Annotated in this window: 2 protein-coding genes and 3 pseudogenes; 2 read left to right on the top strand and 3 right to left on the bottom strand. The window is 48.5% G+C overall.

Translation table 11 applies throughout. The features are described 5' to 3' along the window. Nucleotides 1-43 precede the first annotated feature (43 nt). Nucleotides 44-8,329, bottom strand: a complete 8,286-nt coding sequence (locus tag AAC852_RS18195) for a non-ribosomal peptide synthetase (protein ID WP_340622199.1) — start codon at nt 8,327-8,329, stop codon at nt 44-46. A 483-nt stretch (nt 8,330-8,812) separates the two neighbouring features. Here AAC852_RS18195 and AAC852_RS18190 point away from each other — a divergent pair, with 483 nt between their 5' ends. After that, entirely contained in the window at nt 8,813-10,054 is a 1,242-nt protein-coding gene (locus AAC852_RS18190; protein ID WP_340622198.1) for an MFS transporter, read from the top strand. Between the two features lie 175 nt (nt 10,055-10,229). On the opposite strand, the pseudogene AAC852_RS18185 reads toward AAC852_RS18190, so the two are convergent. Both AAC852_RS18185 and AAC852_RS18180 read right to left on the bottom strand, forming a co-directional pair. Next, nucleotides 10,230-23,870 (bottom strand): annotated as a pseudogene (locus AAC852_RS18185) (amino acid adenylation domain-containing protein); the annotation flags it as partial. 399 nt (nt 23,871-24,269) lie between these two features. Then, nucleotides 24,270-24,574, bottom strand: a pseudogene (locus AAC852_RS18180) (IS1 family transposase); the annotation flags it as partial. Between the two features lie 412 nt (nt 24,575-24,986). Between AAC852_RS18180 and AAC852_RS18175 the strand changes: the two are divergent. After that, nucleotides 24,987-25,130, top strand: a pseudogene (locus AAC852_RS18175) (universal stress protein UspE); the annotation flags it as partial. Between the last annotated feature and the right edge of the window lie 95 nt (nt 25,131-25,225).

The following is a 25,225-nucleotide window of genomic DNA, read 5'->3' as shown; positions in this document are numbered from 1 at the left end:
TTTCAATTCATGATGAGGTATCGTTTCCCCACACACATGACTCTTAAGCCCTTATAAATACTGCCTTCATTAGCTTCAGCAATGACCCGCCAAAATTGAACCGGGATTGACAGATAACTAATTTGATAAAGTTCACACAAACGCCAGAATTCTTGTGCACTGCAGGCTCTGCTTCCGTCAGAATATGCGCCAGGCGTTCACTTGGATAATCAGTATCCAGAAATACATAGGCTCCGCCCGCTTTTAACACGGCCAACAGCCCTATTACCATCGCTGGTGAACGTGTTACGCAAACCGCTACCCGTTGATCAGGAGTTATGCCTAGCGTGATCAATTGATGTGCTAACTGATTAGCCCTGGCATTCAGTTCCGCATAACTGAATTTTTGCTCTTCATAGACAAGTGCTGTTGCATCCGGGGTTTTTTCTGCCTGTTGTTCAACTAACTGATGAATATACAATGTGTCAGGATATGGGGTTTCAGTTGTATTCCACGTTTCCAGCAATAACCTGCGCTCCACCGACGACAGGATATTGATTTCCGTGACCCGTTGTTGATGATCAGCCACCATGGCTTGCAATACTGTATGTAAGTACCCGATATGCCGCTCGATGGTTGGCTGATCAAACAGAACCGTAGCATAATGCAGTGCTCCAACTATCTGCTCATTCTCCTCAAACAAGCTCAGTTCGAGATCAAATTTAACTTTATTAACAACCTGATCCATTGGAGTGACGGCCAGTCCCGGCAATTCCCAATCCTGAGGCTCATTGTTTTTCCCGGTAATGTTTTGCCCAGTAATACTTTGTCCGGTAAAGCTTTGCCCGGTAAAATTTTGCCAGGCAAACATCACCTGAAACAGCGGCGTATGGGCTAATCTGCGCGGTGGTTGCACGATTTCCACCACTTGTTCAAACGGCAGGTCCTGATGTTCCTGTGCTGTCAGTGCAGTTTGCCGGACACGCATAAGCAATTCGGTTACATCTGGCGCCCCCGATAAATCGATACGTAAGGCCAGCGTGTTAACAAAAAACCCGATTAACGATTCTGTTTCCTGACGATTTCTGCCTGCACTTGGGGTGCCTATCACAACATCATCCTGACCCGACAAACGTGACAAAACCGTGGCCCAGGCTGATAACAGAATCATAAATAGTGTGACACCGTGTTGCTCACCCAGACGTTTGAGAGATATCGTTAATTCTGTGCCCAGATTGATAGAGACAGCATTCCCGGCAAACGATTGTTCAGGTGGGCGGGTTCGGTCAGTCGGTAAATCCAGCAAGATGGGCGTATCGGCCAGCTTCATCTTCCAATAATCGGACTGCATTTGTATCCGTTCTGCCGATAACCACTGGCGCTGCCATGCCACATAATCAGGATATTGAATTGCCAATGGTGGCAAGGGATTGGGTTGCCCTGTCAGAAAAGCGGCATAGAGGGCACTTAACTCACGCATCTGTACCCCAACAGACCAGCCATCTGACACGATATGGTGTTGAATCAGCAAAAAGACGTAATCGTTGTCAGTCAGTTGTATCAGATTAGCGCGGATTAAGGGTCCCTCGGTAAGATCAAATGATGCTTCTGTTTCTTGTACACATAAATGCTCAAGCTGTTCATGCCTATCAGCAACTTTACGCAGATCATGTCTTTTCATCGGCAAGCCTGATTCTGTCGGTAACAATTTAACCTGAGGTTGACCATCAATCGTGATAAAGACCGAACGCAAAGCCTCATGGCGGGCAAACAGAGCATCAAGTGCCTGCCGCCAGGCATCAATATCAAGCTGACCACGCAAACGCAGAGCTATCGGGATATGGTAGATTTCACTGATCCCCTCAAACTGGGCTAAAAACCATAGACGCTGTTGAGCAAATGATAACGGTAATTGATCTCCACGAGAGACCGGTAGGATAGAGGGGAGTCTGACTTTCTGATCCCCCAATCGCCCCTTTATCTCCTCAGTAAAAGCAGCCAAAGTCGGGGACTTAAATAATGTGGTCAACGGTAATTCAACACCCAAGGCCACTATCCGGCTCATCATCCGTACTGCCAGCAGCGAATGCCCCCCTAAGGCAAAGAAATTATCATGTCGCCCCACCTGCTTAACTTTCAACAATTCTTGCCAGATAACGGCCAGAGCAATTTCCATTTCTCCTTGTGGCGCTTCATAGATCTGACGGGCAAAAGCCTTATCATCTGGAGCCGGCAATGCGCGACGATCCAGCTTGCCATTTGGTGTTAACGGCAGTGACGCTAAACGGACAAAGGCCGCCGGCACCATATACTCAGGCAAAAGAGCACTGACGTAATCACGCAGACGCTTAGCCAATCCGTCATCAGGCTCAGCCACAACATAGGCAACTAAACGTTGCTCCTGCCCTTCTCCCAATGCCAGCACCACCGCCTCACTCACAGCCGGATGCTCAGTTAATCGTGTCTCAATATCTCCAGGTTCTACCCTAAAGCCCCGGATTTTGATTTGATAATCATTGCGGCCCAGGAATTCCAGATTTCCATCCGGTAAGTAACGCACCAAATCCCCTGTTCGATACATCCGCGTATTGGGGCTATCGCTGAACGGGTCAGATAAAAAACGTTCTGCCGTCAGTGCTGGCTGGTTCAAATAACCCCTGGCTACAGCCGCACCACCAATATACAATTCTCCCACCGCGCCTAATGGCACCGGATGACCAAAGTTATCCAGTAAATAAAGCCGAATATTGGCAAGGGGGCGACCAATCGTCGGGCAAGGGTGCGCAGGTTCTATAATTGCCAATGTTGCATCCACTGTACATTCGGTTGGACCATAGACATTATAGGCTGTCAAGAATGGGATATTCGCAACAGCGTGCCAGGTTGGAGGAGATATGGCTTCACCGCCAACCCATAGCACCAGGGGTTTGTTATGTCGGTCTAACCCCGCAGCCAGCAACATTTCTAATTGCATCGGTGTGCAATCTATTACATCAAGATTAGCCGTGGTTAGAAATTGCAAAAAGGCCGTACTATTGGCTCGTACATCTTGTGGCACAATGACCAACGTATAGCCATTCAACAGACTCAATAAGTTTTTCACTGCTGCATCAAATGAAATACTGGCGTTCAGGCCAATCCGGGATACAGATAATTTTGCAAAAATATGTTGTGTCAGTGTTCCATGTAAGTTCAATACAGAGCCATGCTCAACCATCACGCCTTTCGGCGTACCAGTAGACCCGGAGGTGTAAATGACATAAGCCAGATGCCGTAAAGTCAATGTCTGTATTTGTGGGTTACTGTCCGATTGATCTGGCAATGAATTCGGATCAATTACAGTCAGTCCGGTAAACGCTTTTTCACCCAGCGCTATCTGCCCCGCCTGATCAACCAATACCACTAACGGGGCCGCATCACTTAAGATATGCGCTAAACGTTCACTTGGATAGGCAGGATCCAGTGGTACATATGCCCCACCCGCTTTCAGCACCGCCAGCAATCCCACCACCATAGCCAGTGATCGTGTGACACAAAGGACTACTCGCTGCTCTGGTACAACACCTAATGCAATCAGTTGATGGGCTAGTCGGTTAGCACGGGCATTCAATTCCGCATAGCTGAGCGTCTGTTCTTCATATACCAACGCTGTTGCATCCGGGGTCTTCTCTACTTGTTGTTCAAATAATTGATGAATACACAACGAATCGGGATACGCTGTCTCCGTGGCGTTCCAGGTTTTCAACAACAACGTGCGTTCAGTTTCAGGCAGGATTTCTAATGCCCGTACTGGTGTCTCCGGGGCCTGTTCAAGTGCCTCCACCAAACTTTCCAGTGCCTGCTGCATATAGCTGCATATCCTTGCCGGGTCAAACGGCTGCTCGACATGAGCGGTCAGACCCAATGCGTCTCCAAACTCTTCCACCGACAGGGCAAACGGATAGTTAGTACGTTCCTGTTCACCCAGGAATTCAACGCCATCCAAGATTTCATCCGAACCTTCCGGCAGTAAGTTATACCGATAGTTCAACAAGGTATTGAATAACGGCAAGCCACTGGCAACTCCGCTGCAACGCTGAGCCAATGCCAGTGAAGCATGTTCGTGTGCCAGCAATCCGGCCAGTCGGGTATGTACTACCCGGACACTATCCCGTACCGGAGTCTCATTGATATCTAAACGCAGCGGCAAGGTATTGATAAATAATCCCATCCCGTTGCCCGCTCCTTCCCCCGTCTGCATACGTCCAAACAACACGGTACCGAATACCACTTTTTCCTGCCCGCTGGTACGCGATAACACTTGCGCCCAGGCAAGGTGGCACAAGGCAGCCAAACTCACTCCCAACCGTCTGGCCTGAGTACGCAAACGATCATTCAATGCGGCCGCCAGCATCTGGTGATATTCCATCACTTGAGAGCCATCACTGTGTACTTCCGTTACCCCAAATGACAACGTTGGTTCCTCTACCTCCGCCAACATATCGGTAAAGAAACGGGTGTGCTCTGTCTGGCTGGCACCCAATCGGGCTTGAGCAACCAGATTGCGGAAAGGCGTCGGAGCAGGCAGGCTATCTTCCTGCTCAGCAAAACAGACCTGAACTTCATGGTTCATCACCTCCATCGTTACATGATCACCAACCAGATGATGCAGCAATTGTAATGCTACCCAACGGCCATCAGCTTCCTGGGCGACCACAAAACGCAGCAGCGGTGCTTGCCCCAAGTCAAGACGATAATGAAGCGGATCAAAACGTTGAATAAGCTGGTCATGGACGGCCCCATCAGCAGGGTCTAATTTCAGCTCAGTCACGGACAAAAGCGCCTGACGCCAAACCACCTGAGCCGGGCTTGATAACCCTTGCCAAACAAAAGCGGTGCGCAAGATATCATGACGGTCAACCACTTTTTGAGCTGCGGCCAGATAGTGATCCAACAACGATCGACTATCAAAAATTATCCGGTTGGTTAACAGATACGGGTCGCCTTTTTCCCTCAACAGATGGTGGAATAAAATACCATCCTGTAATGGTGACAGGGTATAAATATCTTGAATATTAGCGATTCCCCCCGGCACCTGACTGACCAGCCTATCAATGTCTGCCTGTTCTATATCAATCAACGGTAACATTTCCGGCGTGATCCGTTCACATTCATGGCTTATCAGGTTTGGCGGAATAGCAAAGGTATCATCCACTTTTGTCAGCAAAGCGGCCTGTTCTGCCAGTACCGGACTGGAAAACAGCGCTCCGGCTTGTGCGGTATAGCCTTTCTCCCGCAACAATCCCATTAGTTGTACTATTGACAACGAATGACCACCTAGTGCGAAGAAGTTATCAAATCGACTAATTTTATTGATACCCAGTAACTGGCTCCACATCGCTGCCAACAGGTTTTCTGTTTCGCTTTGGGGGGGCTGATAATATTGACGCTGATAAGCGGTGGCATCTGGTGCCGGCAGTGCCTTTCGGTTAAGTTTACCATTAGGCGTCAGTGGGAAATGTGTCATCACCATAAACGCAGCTGGCACCATATATTCGGGTAGTACAGACAACAGATATTGACGTAATTCTGCCGTAATCTGATCAGATTCATCACCTTGCACCAAGACGATATAAGCCACCAGCCGTTTATCTTCCCCATTCCCTGCATGAGCAATAACAATCGCTTGCTGCACCGCCGGATGGGTTTCAAGGCAAGTTTCAATTTCACCTAACTCAATACGGAAACCACGAATTTTGACCTGATGGTCATTACGCCCAAGATATTCAATATTGCCGTCATTATCATAACGGGCTAAATCGCCGGTACGGTACATGCGGGCATCCGGTTTTGAATAAAAAGGATCTGTTAAAAACCGTTCTGCTGTTAGCTCTGGTCGATTCAGATAACCGCGGGCAACACCGATACCACCAATATATAATTCACCAATCGCCCCCAAAGGGACCGGCCGTTGTTGGTTATCTAATAAATAAATACGGGAATTGGTAATGGGCTTACCTATCGGCACTACCTGATCCTCAAAATGATCGGGACAATGCCAGTATGTCACATCAATTGCGGCTTCAGTCGGGCCATATAAATTGTATATCCTGACCCAAGGCATCAATGCCTGGCACTGCTTCACTGTAATAGGATGTAACGCTTCGCCGCTGCAAAACAGGTGTTTTAGCGTTAAACAACGGGCCACATCCGGTTCTTTTAAGAATGCGCTCAACACCGAAGGCACAAAATGCAGAGTGGTTACCTTCTCCTGATTGATTAATTCAATCAACTGAGAAAGGTTTTTCTGTTGTGCTGTGGTAGCCAATACCATTTTGGCGCCACTCATGAAGCTACAAAACAGCTCCCAAACAGAAACATCAAAGCTAAACGTGGTTTTTTGCAAAACCACGTCGTCAGGGGTGAGTTGATAAGTTTGCTGTATCCAATACAACCGATTTATCACACTACGATGCTCATTCTGCACACCTTTCGGGTTGCCGGTCGAGCCTGAGGTATAGATAACATAGGCCAGATTACGTGAACTGAGTGCCATAACACAGGGATTCTCTGCCGAGAATTCAACGTTCTCCGACAGAACAGTACCAATATCCAACTGTTTTTTTGTCGCAGAGATGTCATACAACTTATCTGCACCGATATCGTCATGTAAGAGTAAAATAGGAGCGGCATCATCAAGAATATAATGAAGACGTGCTGATGGATAACTGGGATCAAGCGGCACATAAGCCCCGCCCGCTTTGAGTATTGCCAGCAAACCAATAACCATCAGGGGTGTTCGGTCAACACAGATAGCTACGCAACTATCCGGCACTACCCCTTCAACAATCAACCGATGGGCTAAGCGATTAGCCTGTTGATTCAATTCAGCGTAACTCAGAATACGATCATTAAATACCAATGCAGGTGCATTTGGCGTTTTCGTCGCCTGTTGCTCAAGTAATTCATGAATACAATATTCGGCGGGGTAATAACCCGCGGTGTCATTCCATTGATTTAATAATAGTTCTTTCTCAGTTGCTGACAAAATATCGAGATCTTTAAGGCGCTGAGTCACATTGTTTGTAATAGTGTGTAACACAGTAAGACAGTAATTTATCTGGCGTTCTATAGCTTGTTTTTCAAACAATGTCGTAGCATAGGTTATTCCCCCAACAAGCTCATCATCTCGGTGGAATATAACCAGCTCAATATCTGATTTTATGCAATTAGATCTGTAACCCATGGATGACGTTTTGATTCCCTCCAGTTCAAACTCTCCATCATAAAAATCTGGCCAGGTCATGATAGCCTGAAAAATAGGTGAATCAGCGACATGAGATCCCGGATTGATGATTTCAATAAGGTGCTTAAACGGAATATCCTGATTATTTTGCGCATCAATAACAGTATGATTTACCTGTGAAAACAGTTCTGCAACGGTGGCATCATCATCAATATCAATCCGGATTGGTAAAATATTGGCTAAGGGCCTCACCGTTTTTTCTGTTCCTGTTATATTTCTATTCGTAAAGGAGGTCCCTATAATGATACTGTCCTGCCCTGAAAGGCGATGAAGCACAATCGCCCAAGCTGTCATAATTGTCTCTAACAGTGTTATTCCGTGTTCTTGGCTAATTTGTTTAAGCTGATTCGTGAATTCTTTATCGAGCGTAAACGAACAGGTATCTCCTTTTGAGGATAACTGATTAAGTCTGGGAGATATTGTCGGTAAGGTGAGTAAAGGAGGGGCATCAGCAAGTTGTTGCTGCCAATATTCACGTTGTATTGATATCTGTTCTTCAGTCCAGCTAATTTCATTAGCTTCGTGTTGAGCAATAAGAGGTAAAGAAAGCGTTCGATGATTCAGCAGGTCATTATAAATGACACATAATTCATTAATTAAAATTTTAACAGATAAGTTATCAACAATAATAGGATGGAGATTTAACAAAAAGATATATTCATCATCTTTCAATAATACTAACAATACCCTTAACAAGGGTCCCTTCGCAAGATTAAAAGACGTGTTAAGTGTGTTATCAATAATCTGAGCAACCTTATTTTCTTTGTCATCAGAGGTGCGAATATCAGAAATTAGAAAAAGGCTTTCAATATTTTTGCTCAGAGTATTAATCACTGATTCATGATCATCTTCAACTAATGTTGATAATAATGCATCATGCCGAATCAATAAAATATTTAAGGCCTGGTGCAATAGTTCAACATTTAAAATACCACTTAGTTTATAATATACTGATACATGGTGGTTTGCAGGAACATAATGATCTGGCCGCATGTGTTTTTTTGATACCGATAAATATTTTCTATCACGTCCGCTTGCCGAAGTCATCACCTTATCATTTTTCATTTATAATTCCTCATGTTAATCATATCAAAAAGAACACCAAATACTGAATATTTAAAAACCGAAGCAATCATTAACTCGTTTTTTCTTGCGACCACTTTAACTTTATCACATGTTTGATATTGATTTATTTGAGGTTTCTATCATTATTTCATTATTAATAGTCTTAACTTTAAATTCACAATAGATATATTTTAATAAACACAAAAACAATTATATTACACTATTAACACTAGATGGTTAGTTTATTGTTAGTGAATATTTTTTAATTTTAGATATTGAGATGTCATATAATCAATCATCATCACGAAATTCATTATACTTGTTGATATTTTTGTTTGTTTTCCTGAACTGAAATCATATGATATTTAGCATGATACATTTAACATGTATGTTATCATTACCTTTTCGCATAAAATTCTTAACGTTGAGCCCTTCCTTTTCCAATAAAGCAATTTTTCAAACAGTAGGGAAATGTAAACACCCATGAAGCTTTTTACGCCATTATTGATGTACCGAGGTTTACCTAAAGATATATATTTTATTGCATTAGCAAAATTTGTTCTTGGTCTTGGAAATTTTATTATACCATTTATTATTCTTTTGCTAACACAAAAACTTGGGTACTCAACAACGATAGCCGGCGGGTTAGCTATGGGGATAACCGCGCTTTTTCTTATAGGTAGTCTTATTGGCGGTAAAATAGCTGATTCTTTCGGGCATAAAAGAGTGATGGTATATGGAGAAATTGCCGGTTCACTGGTTCTAATCGTTAGCGGTTTTTTTTCAGACTGGCCTGTGATGCTTCCTGTTTTACTTTTTTTAAGCTATTCCTTTTATGGCGTGTCTATTCCTGCCAGTAATGCACTTGTTGCAGGTATATCGTCTCCAAATAATCGCAGTGCTGTTATGTCATTAAGTTACCTTGCATACAGCTTAGGCTCCGGCATTGGACCCATATTGGCTGGCTACCTTTTTTGGAATTTTACGGCCTGGGTTTTTTGGGGAAATGGGATTGCGAGCTTAATCGCTGTTCTCATCGTTTTATTCGGTGTAGACAATCATATTCGCGATCATAGAACCAGTGAAATAGAACTTTCAGAACTTGAAAAAGCGACTGACGGTTCAGTATGGAAGGTGTTTAAGGAGCGACCCAGATTACTTATTTTCGGAGTTTTGTGTACCTTTCTTTGGTTTGCCTTAAACCAAATGACAATAACCACTCCCCTCTACTTAAGCCATGTATTTGACAAGCAAGGTCCGATCTTATACGGACAATTAATGACATTTGTAAGCATTTTAGTCGTTATTATTACACCGTCAATAATCAGATTAACGTCAAATTTATGCGACATTAAAAGTCTTTCCATCTCCGGTTTTATTTTTGCACTAGGATATAGTTTGATACTATTTTATAGTTCAGTCAGTATGCAGTTTATAGCGTGGTTTTTCCTTGCTATTGGAGAAATTCTACTTTTAACCAAAGAAGGTGTATATTTGGCTAATCACTCTCCAAGCAGCCATCGCGGGCGTATAAGCGGGATATTAACAACAATCAGACACATTCTTCTTATGCCTACCTATATTTTAATCGGCGCTTATATTCAATCAGATGGATATGTGAGTACCTGGAGTTTGATCATCATTGTTTCTTTAGTGGCTGGAATAACATGCTGGCTTTTTTCAATTCAACAAAATTCAATTCAACAAAATAAAGTTACAAAATGATTTAGAACGGCACCCATGACGCCTGAACAAATTAAAATACGCGTATTTAAAAATAAATTACAACACATTGAAGTAAAAATGACATATTAAAGAGGCATCTAAAAAAATCCGGTATGAACAATCAATACCGGATTTTTATCGTCAGGTTAAATTAATACTATTACTTTGCCATTCTCAGAGTATCCATTTTTCCAATCCGTTGTTGAGGGTTATTCACCATGGCTTGCAGCACAATAAGAAAATAGTCAATGTGTCGTTCTATGGTCGATTGATCAAACAGGGCCGTGGCATAATTTATCACCCCGGCAATCACGCCATTCTCCTCAAAAAACTCTATTTCGAGATCACAGTTAATAATATTTAAATCATGAATAACCGATGATACTGTCAGCCCCGGCAGTGTCCAGTGGGGATCTTCATAATCCTGCCAGGCAAACATCACCTGGCACAACGGCATATGGTCTAGCGGGCGTGACGGCTGCACATTTTCCATCACCTGCTCAAACGGCAAATCCTGATGCACCTGTGCCGCTAATGTGGTTTGCCGGACTTGTGCCAACAACTCTGCCACCGTCAAGTCATCCGAAACCCTCGTGCGCAACGCCAGTATATTCACGAAGAATCCAATTAAAGGCTCCACTTCCTGACGACTACGGCCAGAACTGGGAGTGCCAACAATAATATCCTCTTGACCGGACAAACGCGCTAAAACCACCGTCCAGGCAGACAATAAGGTCATAAATAACGTGACATTGTACTGCGCACTCAGGCGTTTCAGGGCGGCTATTAATTCCGTATCCAAATTGATGGGTAAAACCTGCCCGACAAACGACTGCTCAGACGGGCGTGGTCGGTCTGTCGGCAGATTCAGCAGAGCCGGTGCATCAGCCAACGCCGTGCGCCAATAGTCAGCTTGTGCCTGCATACGTTCAGCGGAAAACCACTGCCGCTGCCAGGCTGCATAATCAGGGTACTGGATCGTCAGCGCGGGTAAAGGATCCGGTTGCCCGGCCAGAAAAGCCGTATAGAGCGTGTTCAGTTCAGCTATCAGCACTTCTTTCACTGACCAGCCATCGGAAATAATATGGTGCTGTGTCAGCAAAAACTGATAGTCGTCATCCGCCAGCCGGATAAGCATCGTTCGAACAAGCGGGCCCTGGCTGAGATCAAATGGCGCAGATACCTCCTCAATACGCAATCGTTCCAATGCTGTTTCGGCATCCGGGCACTCACGCAGGTCATAATGAACCAACGGCAGTCCGCGGTCTGCCGCCAGCAGACGGACCTGAGGCTGACCATCAACAGAAACAAAGACCGAACGCAGGGCTTCATGACGGGCAAATAACACATCCAGCGCCTGCTGCCAGGCTGCGATATCCAGTTGTCCACGCAGATGCCACACGAGCGGCATATGGTAGCGTTCACTGACACCTTTAAATTGCGTCAAGAGCCACAGGCGCTCTTGAACGAATGACAGTGGCAATCCTCCCTCACGGGAGAGAGGCAGAATGGGGGGCAATGTGCTTTGTTGTTCAAACCGGGTATGAAGTTTTTCAGCCAGGGCCGCTAAAGAAGGGGAGCTAAACAGTTCACTCAGTGTCAATTCCATCCCTAAAGCTGCTATTCGGTTCATTACCTGCATTACCAGCAATGAATGGCCGCCCAGTGCAATGAAATTATCATGCCGGCTGATCTGTTCAATCCCTAAGACTTCTTGCCAAATCGCCGCTAACGCGATTTCCATTTCCCCCTGTGGGGCCGCATAAGTTTGCCGGGCAAAAGCCTCTCCATCCGGTGCCGGCAGGGACCGGCGATCCAGTTTGCCATTCGGCGTCTGTGGGAAGCTGTCCAGACGTACAAAAGCCGCCGGCACCATATAATCCGGCAAAACAGCACTCAGGTGAGTACGCAGGTTGTTAACCAGCGTTTCATCGGCTTCTGCTGCCCCCGTTTCCACAATGACATAGGCCACCAGCCGTTTACCTTGTCCGTCATCTCGTGCCAGCACGACCGCCTCCTGTACCGCTGGGTGCTCCAGCAAACGGGTTTCAATTTCTCCCGGTTCAACACGGAAACCGCGAATTTTTACTTGCTGGTCATTACGGCCGAGGAATTCCAGACTGCCGTCTGGCCGATAACGGGCCATATCCCCGGTGCGGTACATCCGCGCCTCCGATACGGGGCTAAAGGGGTCGGGGATAAAACGTGCTTCACTTAAAATTGGCTGGTTCAGATACCCCCGCGCCACCCCCACGCCTCCAATATAGATTTCCCCCACACCGCCTAACGGCACTGGTTGCCCGTGGCTGTCCAGCAGGTAAATGTGGGTATTGCTGAGCGGCTGGCCGATAGAACGGTCATCCTCAGCGGAGACAACTGCTTGACAGGTGGCGGTGACGGTATTTTCTGTCGGACCATAGGCGTTTAATAACCGGGGACGGTGACCGACCTGGGCAAACCAGTTCTGAAGGGCTGTTTTCTGCACCGCTTCACTGCCGATAATAACCAGCCGGAGCGCGTCCGGCAGCAGTAATCCCGGTTTTCTGGCAGCCAGTTCAGACCAGAATAATGTCGGCAGGAACAGCACCGTAATACGGTTTTCGCGGGTTAAAGTAATAAATTCCGGCATAGAAGCCAGCCAGCTATCATCACGGACCACCAGTGTGGCACCCTGACATAATGAGGAGAAACATTCCTCGACAGCGACATCAAAGGCAAACGCCGCAAACTGCAATACCCGATCCTGCGCCGTCACACCATAAAGCTCATTCACTGCCAAAGTACGCTGATAAATCGCCTGATGCTCCACCATCACCCCTTTCGGCGTGCCGGTAGATCCGGAGGTGTAAATCACATAGGCCAGATTTTGCGGTGTTAATGTTGAAACCTGCGGGTTGCTGTCCGGTTGATCCGGCAGCACCGTCGGGTCAAGAACGGTCAATTCAGCCAGCACGTTGTCACCCAAGATGGACTGTCCGACCCCATCCGCTAATATCACCGATGGAGTGCTGTCACTCAGGATATAAGCCAGACGCTCTGCCGGGTAGGTTGTGTCGAGTGGCACATAGGCTCCACCGGCTTTCAGTACGGCTAAGAGGGACATTACCATAACCGGTGAGCGTGCCACACAAATCGCAACCCGTTGCTCCGGCCCGATCCCTAACTCAATCAATTTATGTGCCAGCCGGTTCGCCCAGGTATTTAATTCGGCGTAACTGAGCGTTTGTCCCTGATATTCCAGTGCTATGGCCTGCGGAGTTTTCGCCACCTGCTGTTCAAACAGTTGGTGGATACACAATACTTCAGGATAAGTGGTTTCTGCCGCGTTCCAGATGCCTGACAATAAAGTCCGCTCCGCTTGCGGCAGAATTTCTAATGCCCGTACTGGTGTTTCCGGGGCTTTTTCTAGCGCGTTCACCAGACTTTCCAGTGCCTGCTGCATATAGCCCCATATCCGCTCTGGCTCAAACGGCAGTACCACACTTGCCGTCAATCCTAATGCGTCACCAAAATCCTCCACCGACAACCCAAAGGGGTAGTTGGTGCGTTCCTTGCCGTCTAAAAATTCAATGCCTGCCAATGTGTCATCCGACAGCGCTGAGGGACCATTGTGCGGGTAATTGATATGCGGGTAATTGATATGCCGGTAATTGAGCAGAGCGCTAAAGAGTGGTGTACCACGCTCAACCCCGCTACACTGCTGCGCCAGCGCCAATGACGCATGTTCATGGGCTAATAATCCCGCTAGCCGGTGATGGGCCGCCTGTACGCTGTCCCGAACCGGGGTATCATCCATATCCAACCGCAATGGCAAGGTATTGATAAATAATCCCATTCCCTCCTCTGTCCCTTCGCCTCCGGTCATACGCCCAAACAACACAGTGCCAAATACCACTTTTTCTTGTCCGCTACTGCGCGCCAATACCTGTGCCCAGGCCAGATGACACAAAGCGGCCAAGCTGACCCCCTGCTGCCGGGCCTGACGGCGCAAACGATCATTTAGTTCCGGGCGTTAGCAATCGGTAAAATTCCCTTTCCTGTGATCCATCCAGATGGACCGCCGCCAGCCCGAACGGCAGTGTTGGTTCTTCCACTTCTGCCAGCATGTCGGTAAAGAAACGGGTATGGGCTGCCTGACTCACGCCCAACCGGGCCTGTGCTACCAGATTGCGGAACGGGACAGGCGCCGTCAGACTCTGTGCCTGTCCTGTCAGGCAGCTCTGTACTTCATGGTGCATCACCTCCAGCGTTTCATGGTCACCAATCAGATGATGCAGTAATTGCAGAACAATCCAACGGCCATCGGCTTCCTGCGCCACCACAACGTGCAATAACGGGGCTTGATTCAGATCAAGATGATAATAACTGGGATCAAAACGGCGGCTTAACTGGTCAATCGCCGGACCGTCAGCCGGATCCAGCGTCAGCTCTGTCACTGACAAAGAGGCATGACGCCAAACGACCTGCACCGGTACCGATATCCCTTGCCAGATAAACGCGGTGCGTAAGATATCATGCCGTTCAACGATCTGTTGCGCTGCCGCCAGATAACGATCCAGCAACGCACGGTTCGCAAACGCCATCTGGACACTTAACAGGTACGGATCCCCTTCGTGTGCCAGTAAATGATGGAACAAAATCCCGTCCTGCAATGGCGATAAGGCGTAGATATCCTGAATATTCGCTATCCCCCCTGGAACTTGCTTGACAATGTGGTCAATATCCGCCTGCGTTAAATCCACCAGCGGCAACATGGCCGGAGTCAGTTGTTTTGTCGCGGGGGTAATCATATTCGGGGGGATCTCGATGGCCTGATGCTGCCCCAATGTTTGCGCCAGCTCGGACAACACTGGCGACCGGAACAACTCCCGTGCTGTCAGTGTTAACCCCTGCCGGCGCAAGCGTTCAATCATACGCACCGCAAGCAATGAATGCCCGCCCAGTGCAAAGAAGCTGTCATGACGACTGATTTGCTCAATGCCCAGTAATTCTCCCCAAATCGCTGCCAGCGTCATTTCGGTTTTTCCCTGCGGGGCTGCATAAGTTTGCCGGGCAAAGGCGTCACCGTCCGGGGCTGGCAGCGCCCGGCGATCCAGCTTACCATTCGGCGTCAGTGGAAACGCATCCAAACGTACAAAGGCCGCCGGCACCATATAATCCGGTAAAACCGCGCTCAGATGCGTTCTCAGGCTGTTTGCCAGCTCTTCCTCCTCTTCCACGACCACATAAGCCACTAACCATTTCTCTGTTCCATCCCCCAGAGCCAGTACTGCTGCCTCACGCACTGCCGGATACTCTGTCAACCGGGCTTCAATTTCCCCCGGTTCAATCCGAAAGCCGCGGATTTTCACCTGCTGGTCATTACGCCCCAGAAACTCCAGATTACCGTCCGGCCGGTAACGGGCTAAGTCCCCGGTGCGGTACATCTTCACATCCGGGCTACCACTAAATGGATCATGAAGGAAACATTCAGCCGTTAATTCGGGGCGATTTAGGTAACCACGGGCCACGCCGGCACCGGCAATATAAATTTCTCCGATCACGCCAAGAGGGACAGGTTGTCCAGCAGGATCAAGAAGATAGATGCGGGTATTGGCGATTGGGCGGCCAATCACTGATGCTTCCGGGATCCCGGTCTGAGCTTTATATTCATACCAGGTAGCATCACCATTAATTTCGGATGAACCATAAAAATTTAACAGACGCAGCCAGGGGTAATCTGCCACAACTTGTCGGGCCAGTTCAGGCGCCAGCCGTTCTCCGCTGCAAACCAGCGTCCTGATGAATTTTAACTTATCGCCATGGACTTGAATTAAGTGTTTTAGTAACGAGGGCACCAGTACCAGATAATTGACGTCAAAGCGGCGTAAACCATCACAGAAACGGTCAAGATCTTTCACTGCCTGATCACTGAAAACGACCAGTTTGCCACCGGACAACAAGACGCTCAGCATCTCGGTGACAGAATCAACAAAGCTGATGTTGGTTTTCAGTGCCCCTACCAATGGCACCGTTACGATATCGCGGACAAACCATAATAAGCGGTTACACAAGGCGTGATGACTGTTCATCACGCCTTTGGGCAGGCCCGTAGAGCCGGAAGTGTAGATCACATAAGCCAGATGGTGCGATGTCAGTCCCAACGCCTGAGCATCTGGGTTATCGGTGGAAAGTGACATCAAGAATGCTGCCTGAGCATCAAGTACCACGGTGGGCACAGTGTTGGCTAGCCGGTCAACCCATTCGGTTTGGGTCAGTACCACCACGGGGGCGGCGTCTTCAAGCATATATGCCAGCCGATCGGCCGGATAAGCAGGATCCAGCGGCACGTAGGCCCCACCGGCTTTCAGTATGGCTAATAACCCAATCACCATTGCGGATGACCTTGACACACAAACCGCGACCCGTTGTTCCGGTTCAACCCCCAGTTCAATCAACTGATGAGCCAACTGGTTAGCTCTGGCGTTTAATTCCGCGTAACTGAGGGTCTGATCTCCATCGATCAGGGCGATGGCATCCGGGGTTTTCGCCACCTGCTGTTCAAACAGCTGGTGAATACACAAGGCTTCAGGATACGGCGTTTCCGTTGCGTTCCAAGCGGTTAACAACTGTGTGCGTTCCGCTTGTGGCAGGATGTCTAATGCCCGCACCTGCCTATCCGGGGTGTGCTCCAGCGCATCTGCCAGACTTTCCAGTGCCTGCTGCATATAGCCCCATATCTGCTCCGGCTCAAATGGTTGCACGACACTCGCCGTCAATCCCAGTGCATCACCAAAATCCTCCACCGACAACACAAAGGGATAGTTGGTGCGTTCCTTGCCATCTAAAAACTCAATGCCTGCCAATGTATTATCCGCCGGTGCTGAGGGGCTATTGTGCCGATAATTTAGCAAAGCGCTAAAGAGGGGCGTACCGCGTTCAATGCCACTGCACTGTTGTGCCAACACCAGTGACGCATGCTCATGGGCAAGTAATCCCGCCAGCCGGCGATGGACGGTCTGTATGCTGTCCCGAACCGGGGTATCATCCATATCCAACCGCAATGGCAAGGTATTAATAAACAAGCCCATCCCATTGTCTGCCCCTTCTCCAGCGCTCATACGCCCAAACAGCACGGTGCCGAACACCACTTTTTCCTGTCCACTGGTACGCGACAATACCTGAGCCCAAGCCAGATGACACAAAGCCGCCAGACTCACCCCATGCTGGCGGGCCTGACGGCGCAAGCGGTCATTCAGTTCCGGCGTTAGCAATCGGTAACATTCCCTTTCCTGCGATCCATCAAGATGGACCTCCGCCAGCCCAAATGGCAGGGTCGGCTCTGTCACTTCCGCTAACATGTCAGTAAAGAAACGGGTGTGGGCTGCCTGACTCACGCCCAACCGGACTTGTGCCACCAGATTGCGGAACGGCACAGGCGCAGCCAGGCTCTCTTCCTGTCCCGTCAGGCAGGTCTGCACTTCACGGTGCATCACTTCCAGTGTTTCATGATCACCAATCAGGTGATGCTGTAATTGCAGCACAATCCAACGGTCATCCGCTTCCTTTGCCACTACAAAGCGCAATAACGGCGCATCACTCAGATCAAGGCGATATTGATTGATGTTAAAACGTTCATCCAGTTGCCTGCTAACTGGCCCATCGGCCGGGTCCAGTATGAGCTCCGTTACTGACAAAGGGGCATGACGCCAGACCACCTGCACTGGTGTAGATACACCTTGCCAGATAAAGGCGGTGCGTAAAATATCGTGACGATCAACCACACGTTGTATCGCTGCCAGATAACGATCCAGCAACGCGCGATCAACAAACACCATTTGACCACTCAACAGGTAGGTATCCCCTTCCCGTGCCAGTAAATGGTGGAATAAAATCCCGTCCTGCAACGGGGATAACGCGTAGATGTCCTGAATATTTGCTACCCCGCCCGGTACCTGTCCGACAATATGGTCAATATCCGCCTGGGTTAAATCTGCCAGCGGTAACATCGCCGGAGTCAGTTGCTGCGTTTCGGCGGTGATCACATTCGGCGGGACTTCGACGGTCTGATACCGTCCCAACGTTTGCACCAGATCAGACAACACCGGCAACCGAAACAAATCCCGCGCTGTCAGTGTTAATCCCTGCTGACGCAGGCGCTCAATCATACGCACCGCAAGCAACGAATGCCCGCCCAGCGCAAAGAAACTGTCGTGTCGGCTGACTTGTTCAATACCCAGTAATTCTTCCCAAATTGCCGCCAATGTGATTTCCATTGCCCCCTGCGGGGCTTCATACGCTTGCCGGGCAAAAGCGTCTTCCTCCGGGGCCGGCAGTGCCCGGCGATCTAACTTACCATTCGGGGTTTGTGGGATGCTGTCCAGACGCACAAAAGCTGCCGGCACCATGTAATCCGGTAAAACTGCACTTAGATGGGTACGCAGGCTGTTTGCCAGCCCTGCATCCCCCACCGTTTCTGTGACCACATAAGCCACCAGCCGCTTATCCTGCCCTTCTCCCTGCGTCAACACGACTGATTCATGCACTGCCGGGTGCTCTGCCAATCGAGCTTCAATTTCCCCCGGTTCAATACGAAAGCCCCGAATTTTCACCTGCTGATCGTTACGGCCGAGAAATTCCAGATTGCCATCCGACCGATAACGGGCTAAATCCCCGCTGCGGTACATGCGTGCATCCGGGGTATCACTGAACGGATCAGCCAGAAAACGTTCGGCGGTTAACTCAGGGCGGTTCAGATAACCTCTTGCCACTCCTACCCCGCCAATATACAGTTCTCCCACGGCTCCTAGTGGTACAGGCTGACCAAAATTATCCAGTAAATAAAGCCGGGTATTATCTAATGGGCGACCAATTATTGGGTAAGGATGCTCTGGGCCTATATGCGCCAGTGTTGCATCTACTGTGCATTCCGTTGGACCATAGACATTATAGGCAGTCAGTTGTGGGATGCCGATTACAGTCTGCCAGGTTTGTGTTGATATGGCTTCACCGCCAACCAGTAGTACTAAAGCTTTTTTATGCTGACATATGCCCGCAGCCAATAACATCTCTAATTGCATTGGCGTACAATCCAATACGTCAAGGTCAGCCTTAATGAGAAATTGTAATAAGGCCGCACCATCAACTCGCACCTCTTGTGACACAATGACCAATGTGTAGCCATTCAAGAGACTCAATAAATTTTGCAGTGATGCATCAAATGAAATACTGGCGTTCAGACTAACCCGATAAGGTGCAGATGAATTGGCAAAAACACGCTTTGTCAGTACTGCATATAAATTTAACAAAGAACCCTGTTCTACCATCACCCCTTTTGGCCGACCCGTCGAGCCGGAAGTATACATCACATACGCCAGAGAGCGTGAAGTCAATACCGCTATCTGTGGGTTACTATCTGACTGTTCAAATAAGATATTTGGATCAAGCACCCTTCGTCCTGCCAATGCTTGCTCACCCAAAGCTGTCCGGCCAGTATTATCGGCCAGCACTATCGCCGGCTCAGCATCCCTCAGATTATCAGCCAAGCGTTCTCCCGGATAAGCCGGGTCCAGCGGCACATAAGCGCCTCCCGCTTTTAAGACGGCCAGCAACCCAACCACCATGGCCGGTGAACGTGCCACGCAAATGGCGACTCGTTGCTCCGGTTCCACGCCCAGAGCCATTAATTGATGGGCCAGCCGGTTAGCCTGGGCATTTAATTCTGCATAACTGAGCGTCTGGTTTTCATAGACCAGCGCGGTGGCCTGTGGCGTTTTCGCCGCCTGCTGTTCAAACAACTGGTGGATACACAACGTCTCAGGATAAGCGGTTTCCGTCCTGTTCCAGGTTTTTAATAACCGTATACGTTCTGCTTGTGGCAAGATGTCCAACTGTCGTACCGGGATTTCCGGGGTTTGTTCCAGTGCGTCCACCAGACTTTCCAACGCCTGCTGCATATAGCTGCATATCCGCTCTGGCTCAAATGACTGCACTATTTGTACTGTCAGGCCCAGTGCTTTGCCAAAATCCTCCACCGATAATGTTAATGGGTAGTTGGTCCGCTCCTGGCCGTCTAATAACTCAATCCCTTCCAGCGATTTATCCAATTGATTCGATTGATCATTATGTCGATAATTTAACAGGGCACTAAAAAGGGGCGTACCACGTTCAACACCGCTACACTGTTGCGCCAGCGCCAATGACGCATGCTCATGGGCAAGTAATCCCGCCAGCCGGTGATGGACGGCCTGTACGCTGTCTTGTACCGGGGTGTCATCCATATCCAGCCGTAACGGCAGGGTATTAATAAACAAGCCCATTCCTCCCTCTGTTCCTTCGCCGCTGGTCATACGTCCAAATAATACGGTGCCGAACACCACTCTTTCTTGTCCGCTACTGCGCGCCAACACCTGAGCCCAGGCCAGATGACACAACGCCGCCAAACTGACCCCCTGCTGCCGGGCCTGACGGCGCAGACGGTCATTCAGTTCCGGTGTCAGCAGCCGGTAACATTCTCTTTCCTGCGTTCCATCCAGATGGACGTCCGCCAGCCCGAATGGCAGGGTCGGCTCCGTCACGTCCGCCAGCATCTCGGTAAAGAAACGGGTATAGGCTGCCTGACTGACGCCCAACCGGGCCTGCGCCACCAGATTACGGAACGGCACCGGCGCAGGCAGGCTTGCCTCTTGCCCTGTCAGGTAAGCCTGCACTTCACGGTGCATCACTTCCAGCGTTTCATGGTCACCAATCAGGTGATGCAGTAATTGCAGGGCAATCCAACGGCCATCCGTTTCCTGCGCCACCACAAAGCGCAATAATGGTGCATCGCTCAGGTCAAGACGATAATGACTGACGTTAAAACGGGCCGCCAATTGGCTGGCTCACGGGGCCCTCTGCCGGATCCAGTATCAGTTCAGTCACGGATAAGGCAGCATGACGCCAGACGACCTGCACGGGTACGGATATGTTTTGCCAGATAAAGGCGGTGCGTAAAATATCGTGACGGTCAATCATCCGTTGCATTGCTGCCAGATAACGATCCAGCAAAGACCGATCAGCAAACGCCATCTGGACGGTTAACAGGTACGGATCCCCTTCCCGTGCCAGTAAATGGTGGAACAAAATACCGTCCTGCAACGGCGATAAGGCATAGATATCCTGAATATTCGCCACCCCGCCCGGCACTTGTCCAACAATGTGGTCAATATCCGCCTGCGTTAAATCCACCAGCGGCAACATGGCCGGAGTCAGTTGCTGTGTTGCGGGAGTAATCACATTCGGCGGAATTTCGATGGCTTGATGCTGCCCCACTGTTTGCGCCAGATCGGACAACACCGGCGACCGGAACAAATCACGCGCTGTCAGTGCCAATCCCTGCTGACGCAGGCGACCAATCATACGTACAGCGAGCAATGAATGGCCCTCCCAACGCAAAGAAACTGTCATGGCGGCTGATCTGCTCCATGCCCAGTAATTCACCCCAAATCGCTGCCAACGCCATTTCCGTTTCCCCCTGCGGGGTTTCATAGATCTGCCGGGCAAACGCCTCACTGTCCGGTGCCGGCAATGCCCGGCGATCCAGTTTACCGTTTGGCGTTAAGGGAAACGCATCCAGACGCACAAAAGCCACCGGCACCATATAATCCGGCAAAACTGCACTCAGGTGGGTACGCAGGCTGTTAACCAATTCTTCATCCATATCTGCCACGACATAGGCCACCAGCCGTTTGTCCATCCCATCACCTAGCACCAGCACTACGGCTTCACGTACCAACGGGGACTCGGCCAGCCGTGCCTCAATTTCCCCCGGCTCAATGCGGAAGCCGCGAATTTTCACCTGCTGATCATTACGGCCCAGAAATTCCAGATTGCCGTCCGGCCGGTAACGGGCTAAATCCCCGGTACGGTACATGCGCGCCGCCGGGCTATCACTGAACCGATCAACAAGGAAAAATTCGGTCGTCAATTCAGGCCGGTTCAGATAGCCACAGGCTACGCCGTCGCCCCCCACATAAATTTCGCCAATTGCCCCCAACGGTACGGGATGTCCATGACTATCCAGCAGATAAATCCGTGTATTGGCGATAGGCCGGCCAATGGGGAGCCGGATCATACCGTCTTCCAGCCCCTCAATAGGATATATTGTTGTAAAAGTGGTGCCTTCCGTCGGGCCATAAGCCTGTAAAAGTTGTTGTGGCGGACGATGTTTCAGAACCTGAGCAATCACCGATAAATCGGGGATATCACCGCCAAAAATCAATATTTTTATCTGCGGCAGCACCACGGACAACTCTACCGCCAGCCGGTTAAACAGCCCGATGGTCAACCACAGGACTGTGATATGGTGAGTCTGTAGAGCCCGGACTAACTCTACCGGCGTCAATAAGGTGGTGTGATCAATCACTACCAGCGCCCCGCCGTTAAGCAACGGCGCCCAGACTTCAAAGGTGCTGGCATCAAAAGCTGGGTTCGCAGTAAAAGCTACCCGATCATCCGGTTTGATGGCCGCATAACTATTATTGATAACCAGCCGGACCACAGCACGGTGTGGCACCAGTACCCCTTTTGGAGTGCCAGTCGAGCCGGAGGTGTACATGATATAGGCTAATTCGGTGCTGGCACGCGGCAAATCAGGATTAACGCTCTGTTGCTCGCTGCTTGTATTGCTCTCATCGGAAAGACGAAGCAGCGGTACAACCAGATCAGCCGGGATCGCTGTCTGTGTATCGGTGAGTAACAATTTGGCGGCACAGTCATTGATCAGCCAGTTTTTCCGTTTATCCGGTACAGTGGGATCAAGGGGAACGTAAACCGCACCAGCTTTAAGCACCGCCAGTTGAACCACCACCAGCATGATGGAACGTTCGAACAGCAATACAATATGATCGCCGGGACAAACACCTTGTTTGATAAGCTGGTGAGCCAACTGATTAGCCCATGTATTCAGCGCCTTATAGCTCAGGTGCTTATCGCCCGCTATCAGAGCTGTCGCCTGTGGGGTCTTCTCCGCTTGTTGCTCAAACACCTGATGAATACATGACTGGTTCGGGTAGGTAGTTTCCGTGGCGTTCCAGGTTTCTAATAGCAATGTCCGTTCCGCCTCCGGCAACAAATTAAGCTGCCCAATGGGGATACCATCACTTCTTCCTTTTGATAACAGCAACATTTGTAAATGGTCATCCATACGCGCAATCACTTCCCCGCTCAGGCGATTTGCATCATAAATCCAACGGAAACTACCTTGTCCATTTACCTGAAGTGTCAGTAATTCACCCGACGCCTGTTGATCACACGGTCTACCATCCTGTATTACCGAAACAGCGACAGGCCACGGATGGTGAGTACTTAATTCAGGAATGGCATACAGTGAAAGTAAATGGGAAAGGCGGTCACGACTGAATGTCTGGTGTTGCGCCAGTCGGGCAAGTTCATCATCAACCGCGTCAGCTACCCCTCGCCACGACTTGTCCCATGCTACTTCAATGTTCATGGGCACTACTGAGGCCAGATTTGCCTGGTTATCGTTTAATGCAGCACTCCAGCCGATTTGGTATGCAGACTGCTGAGACAGGCGCGCAAGATAGATAACAAATGCCTGCAACACTATTTGCCATGGAGCCTCTTGACCCTTTTGGGGAGACGGGGACTGCCAACGGCTGATTGCCCAACGGGGTTCTACAATCTTATGAGGTATGTCGAAAGGTAACTGGAGAGGGTGCAAAGCGATAAAACGCTGATACCAAAATAATTCACTGGGTGTGAATAATTGCAGGGTATTTATTCCAGAAAGTGCTTCACCATTAAGACTATTTCCCGTTGTAGCAATATTATCTTTCATTTATTACCTCATCTCAACGAATCTGTTAGTTGTTTGAAAATGTTCAATCTGTAGGATCATCAAAACCATTTTTTCTTGCTTTTTGTTTTATTCATTTGACTGGAGAAAAATATAATTCATGCATAAAACGTTGTTCAGGATATTTAGGTGGTATTTTCTATCAGGTTTTTAAATTACATAGTTTAATTTCTGGTTAATAAAAATTAATGCCATAACAATTTATCTAACAACGGAATAAATAATTAGTTTGGCAAATCAGAATAAGATATTCTGTTTTTATTTTTTAGATGAACTTATTCATTTTTTATTAGCTATAATTAGCAACCTAATAAATAAAAATTATCTTAGCTTAAGAATAATTCCATTTAAATGTCATGTATTAAATGGTTAGATTGCCCATTAAATATAGTTTTTACGTTCAATGAAGGTGCCTATGACTTTGTCGTGCATCTCTTCTGATTTGGAATAACCTATCGTTTTTCAATTCAGCCTTTTTATCCGGGGACGATGGGTGAGGTTGGTTCTCTCTATACGCTGGGTAAATGTCTTACCAACAAGATGCTCTTTTTCAGGATGGCAATCATAAACGGCATAATCATAGGTGCAATAAAACCGGATATTAACGGGTGACAAGAGCTCAAGTCGCTTTTCCAGTGTTTTCCTACAAACGACCATTGCTCGTCTATTTCACAACAAATAACAACTTCTGTGTCAGGAGAATTTGCTGATGTATCCGGGGATAGCATTCAATTTAAGTCAATTCCAGTTATCAGGTATGACGGCAAGATTGGCAAAGATAACGTTGGTGACCCCGAGCGGGAACATCCATTACGGTGAACATCTTTAACAGCACAGCAAGCAAGAAGGACAAAACCATAGCCGCTTGATAGTGTTGACCTAATACACACAGAAATTCATGGTGGTAGGGTTGCATCCCTGTAACCATTCTATGCGCTTGAAATCCAAAGGTGCTTATCCCCTCAAAAGTCAGGAAAACCCAACGGGCTTAAAACCCTGGGTCTAGACGGGCTGCATACGCTGTGCCAAATCAATTATATTTATTCTAACTCACTTTCAAGATACAAGATCTACTCACCCCCAACCTCTTACCCTGCTTATACTCATGTTCATGAAGGTGTGCCGGAAGCTGCTGCGTTTCTTGGTAATACAGTAGAGCATGTCATCGATCGACTTAAATATGATCTGTTGGCAATTAAGCCTGGTAGATTTATTTGCCCAATGAGTTTAGATGATGAATAAGACAATCACTGACAAACAGATTGCTCCAGAAACCAATTTATGCAACTGGTCAATTAGATCGACCAGTTGCTTAACGCTACACCCTAGAGCCTTTT

This window comes from Xenorhabdus siamensis, from assembly GCF_037996745.1.
Taxonomy (GTDB): domain Bacteria; phylum Pseudomonadota; class Gammaproteobacteria; order Enterobacterales; family Enterobacteriaceae; genus Xenorhabdus; species Xenorhabdus indica.
This window is presented reverse-complemented; position numbering and strand designations above follow the sequence as displayed.

What these genes read in the sequence shown, in the direction of transcription:
- AAC852_RS18190 (WP_340622198.1), top strand. Translation starts at nt 8,813, where the DNA reads ATGAAGCTTTTTACGCCATTATTGATGTACCGAGGTTTACCTAAAGAT.
- AAC852_RS18195 (WP_340622199.1), bottom strand. Translation starts at nt 8,329, where the DNA reads ATGAAAAATGATAAGGTGATGACTTCGGCAAGCGGACGTGATAGAAAA.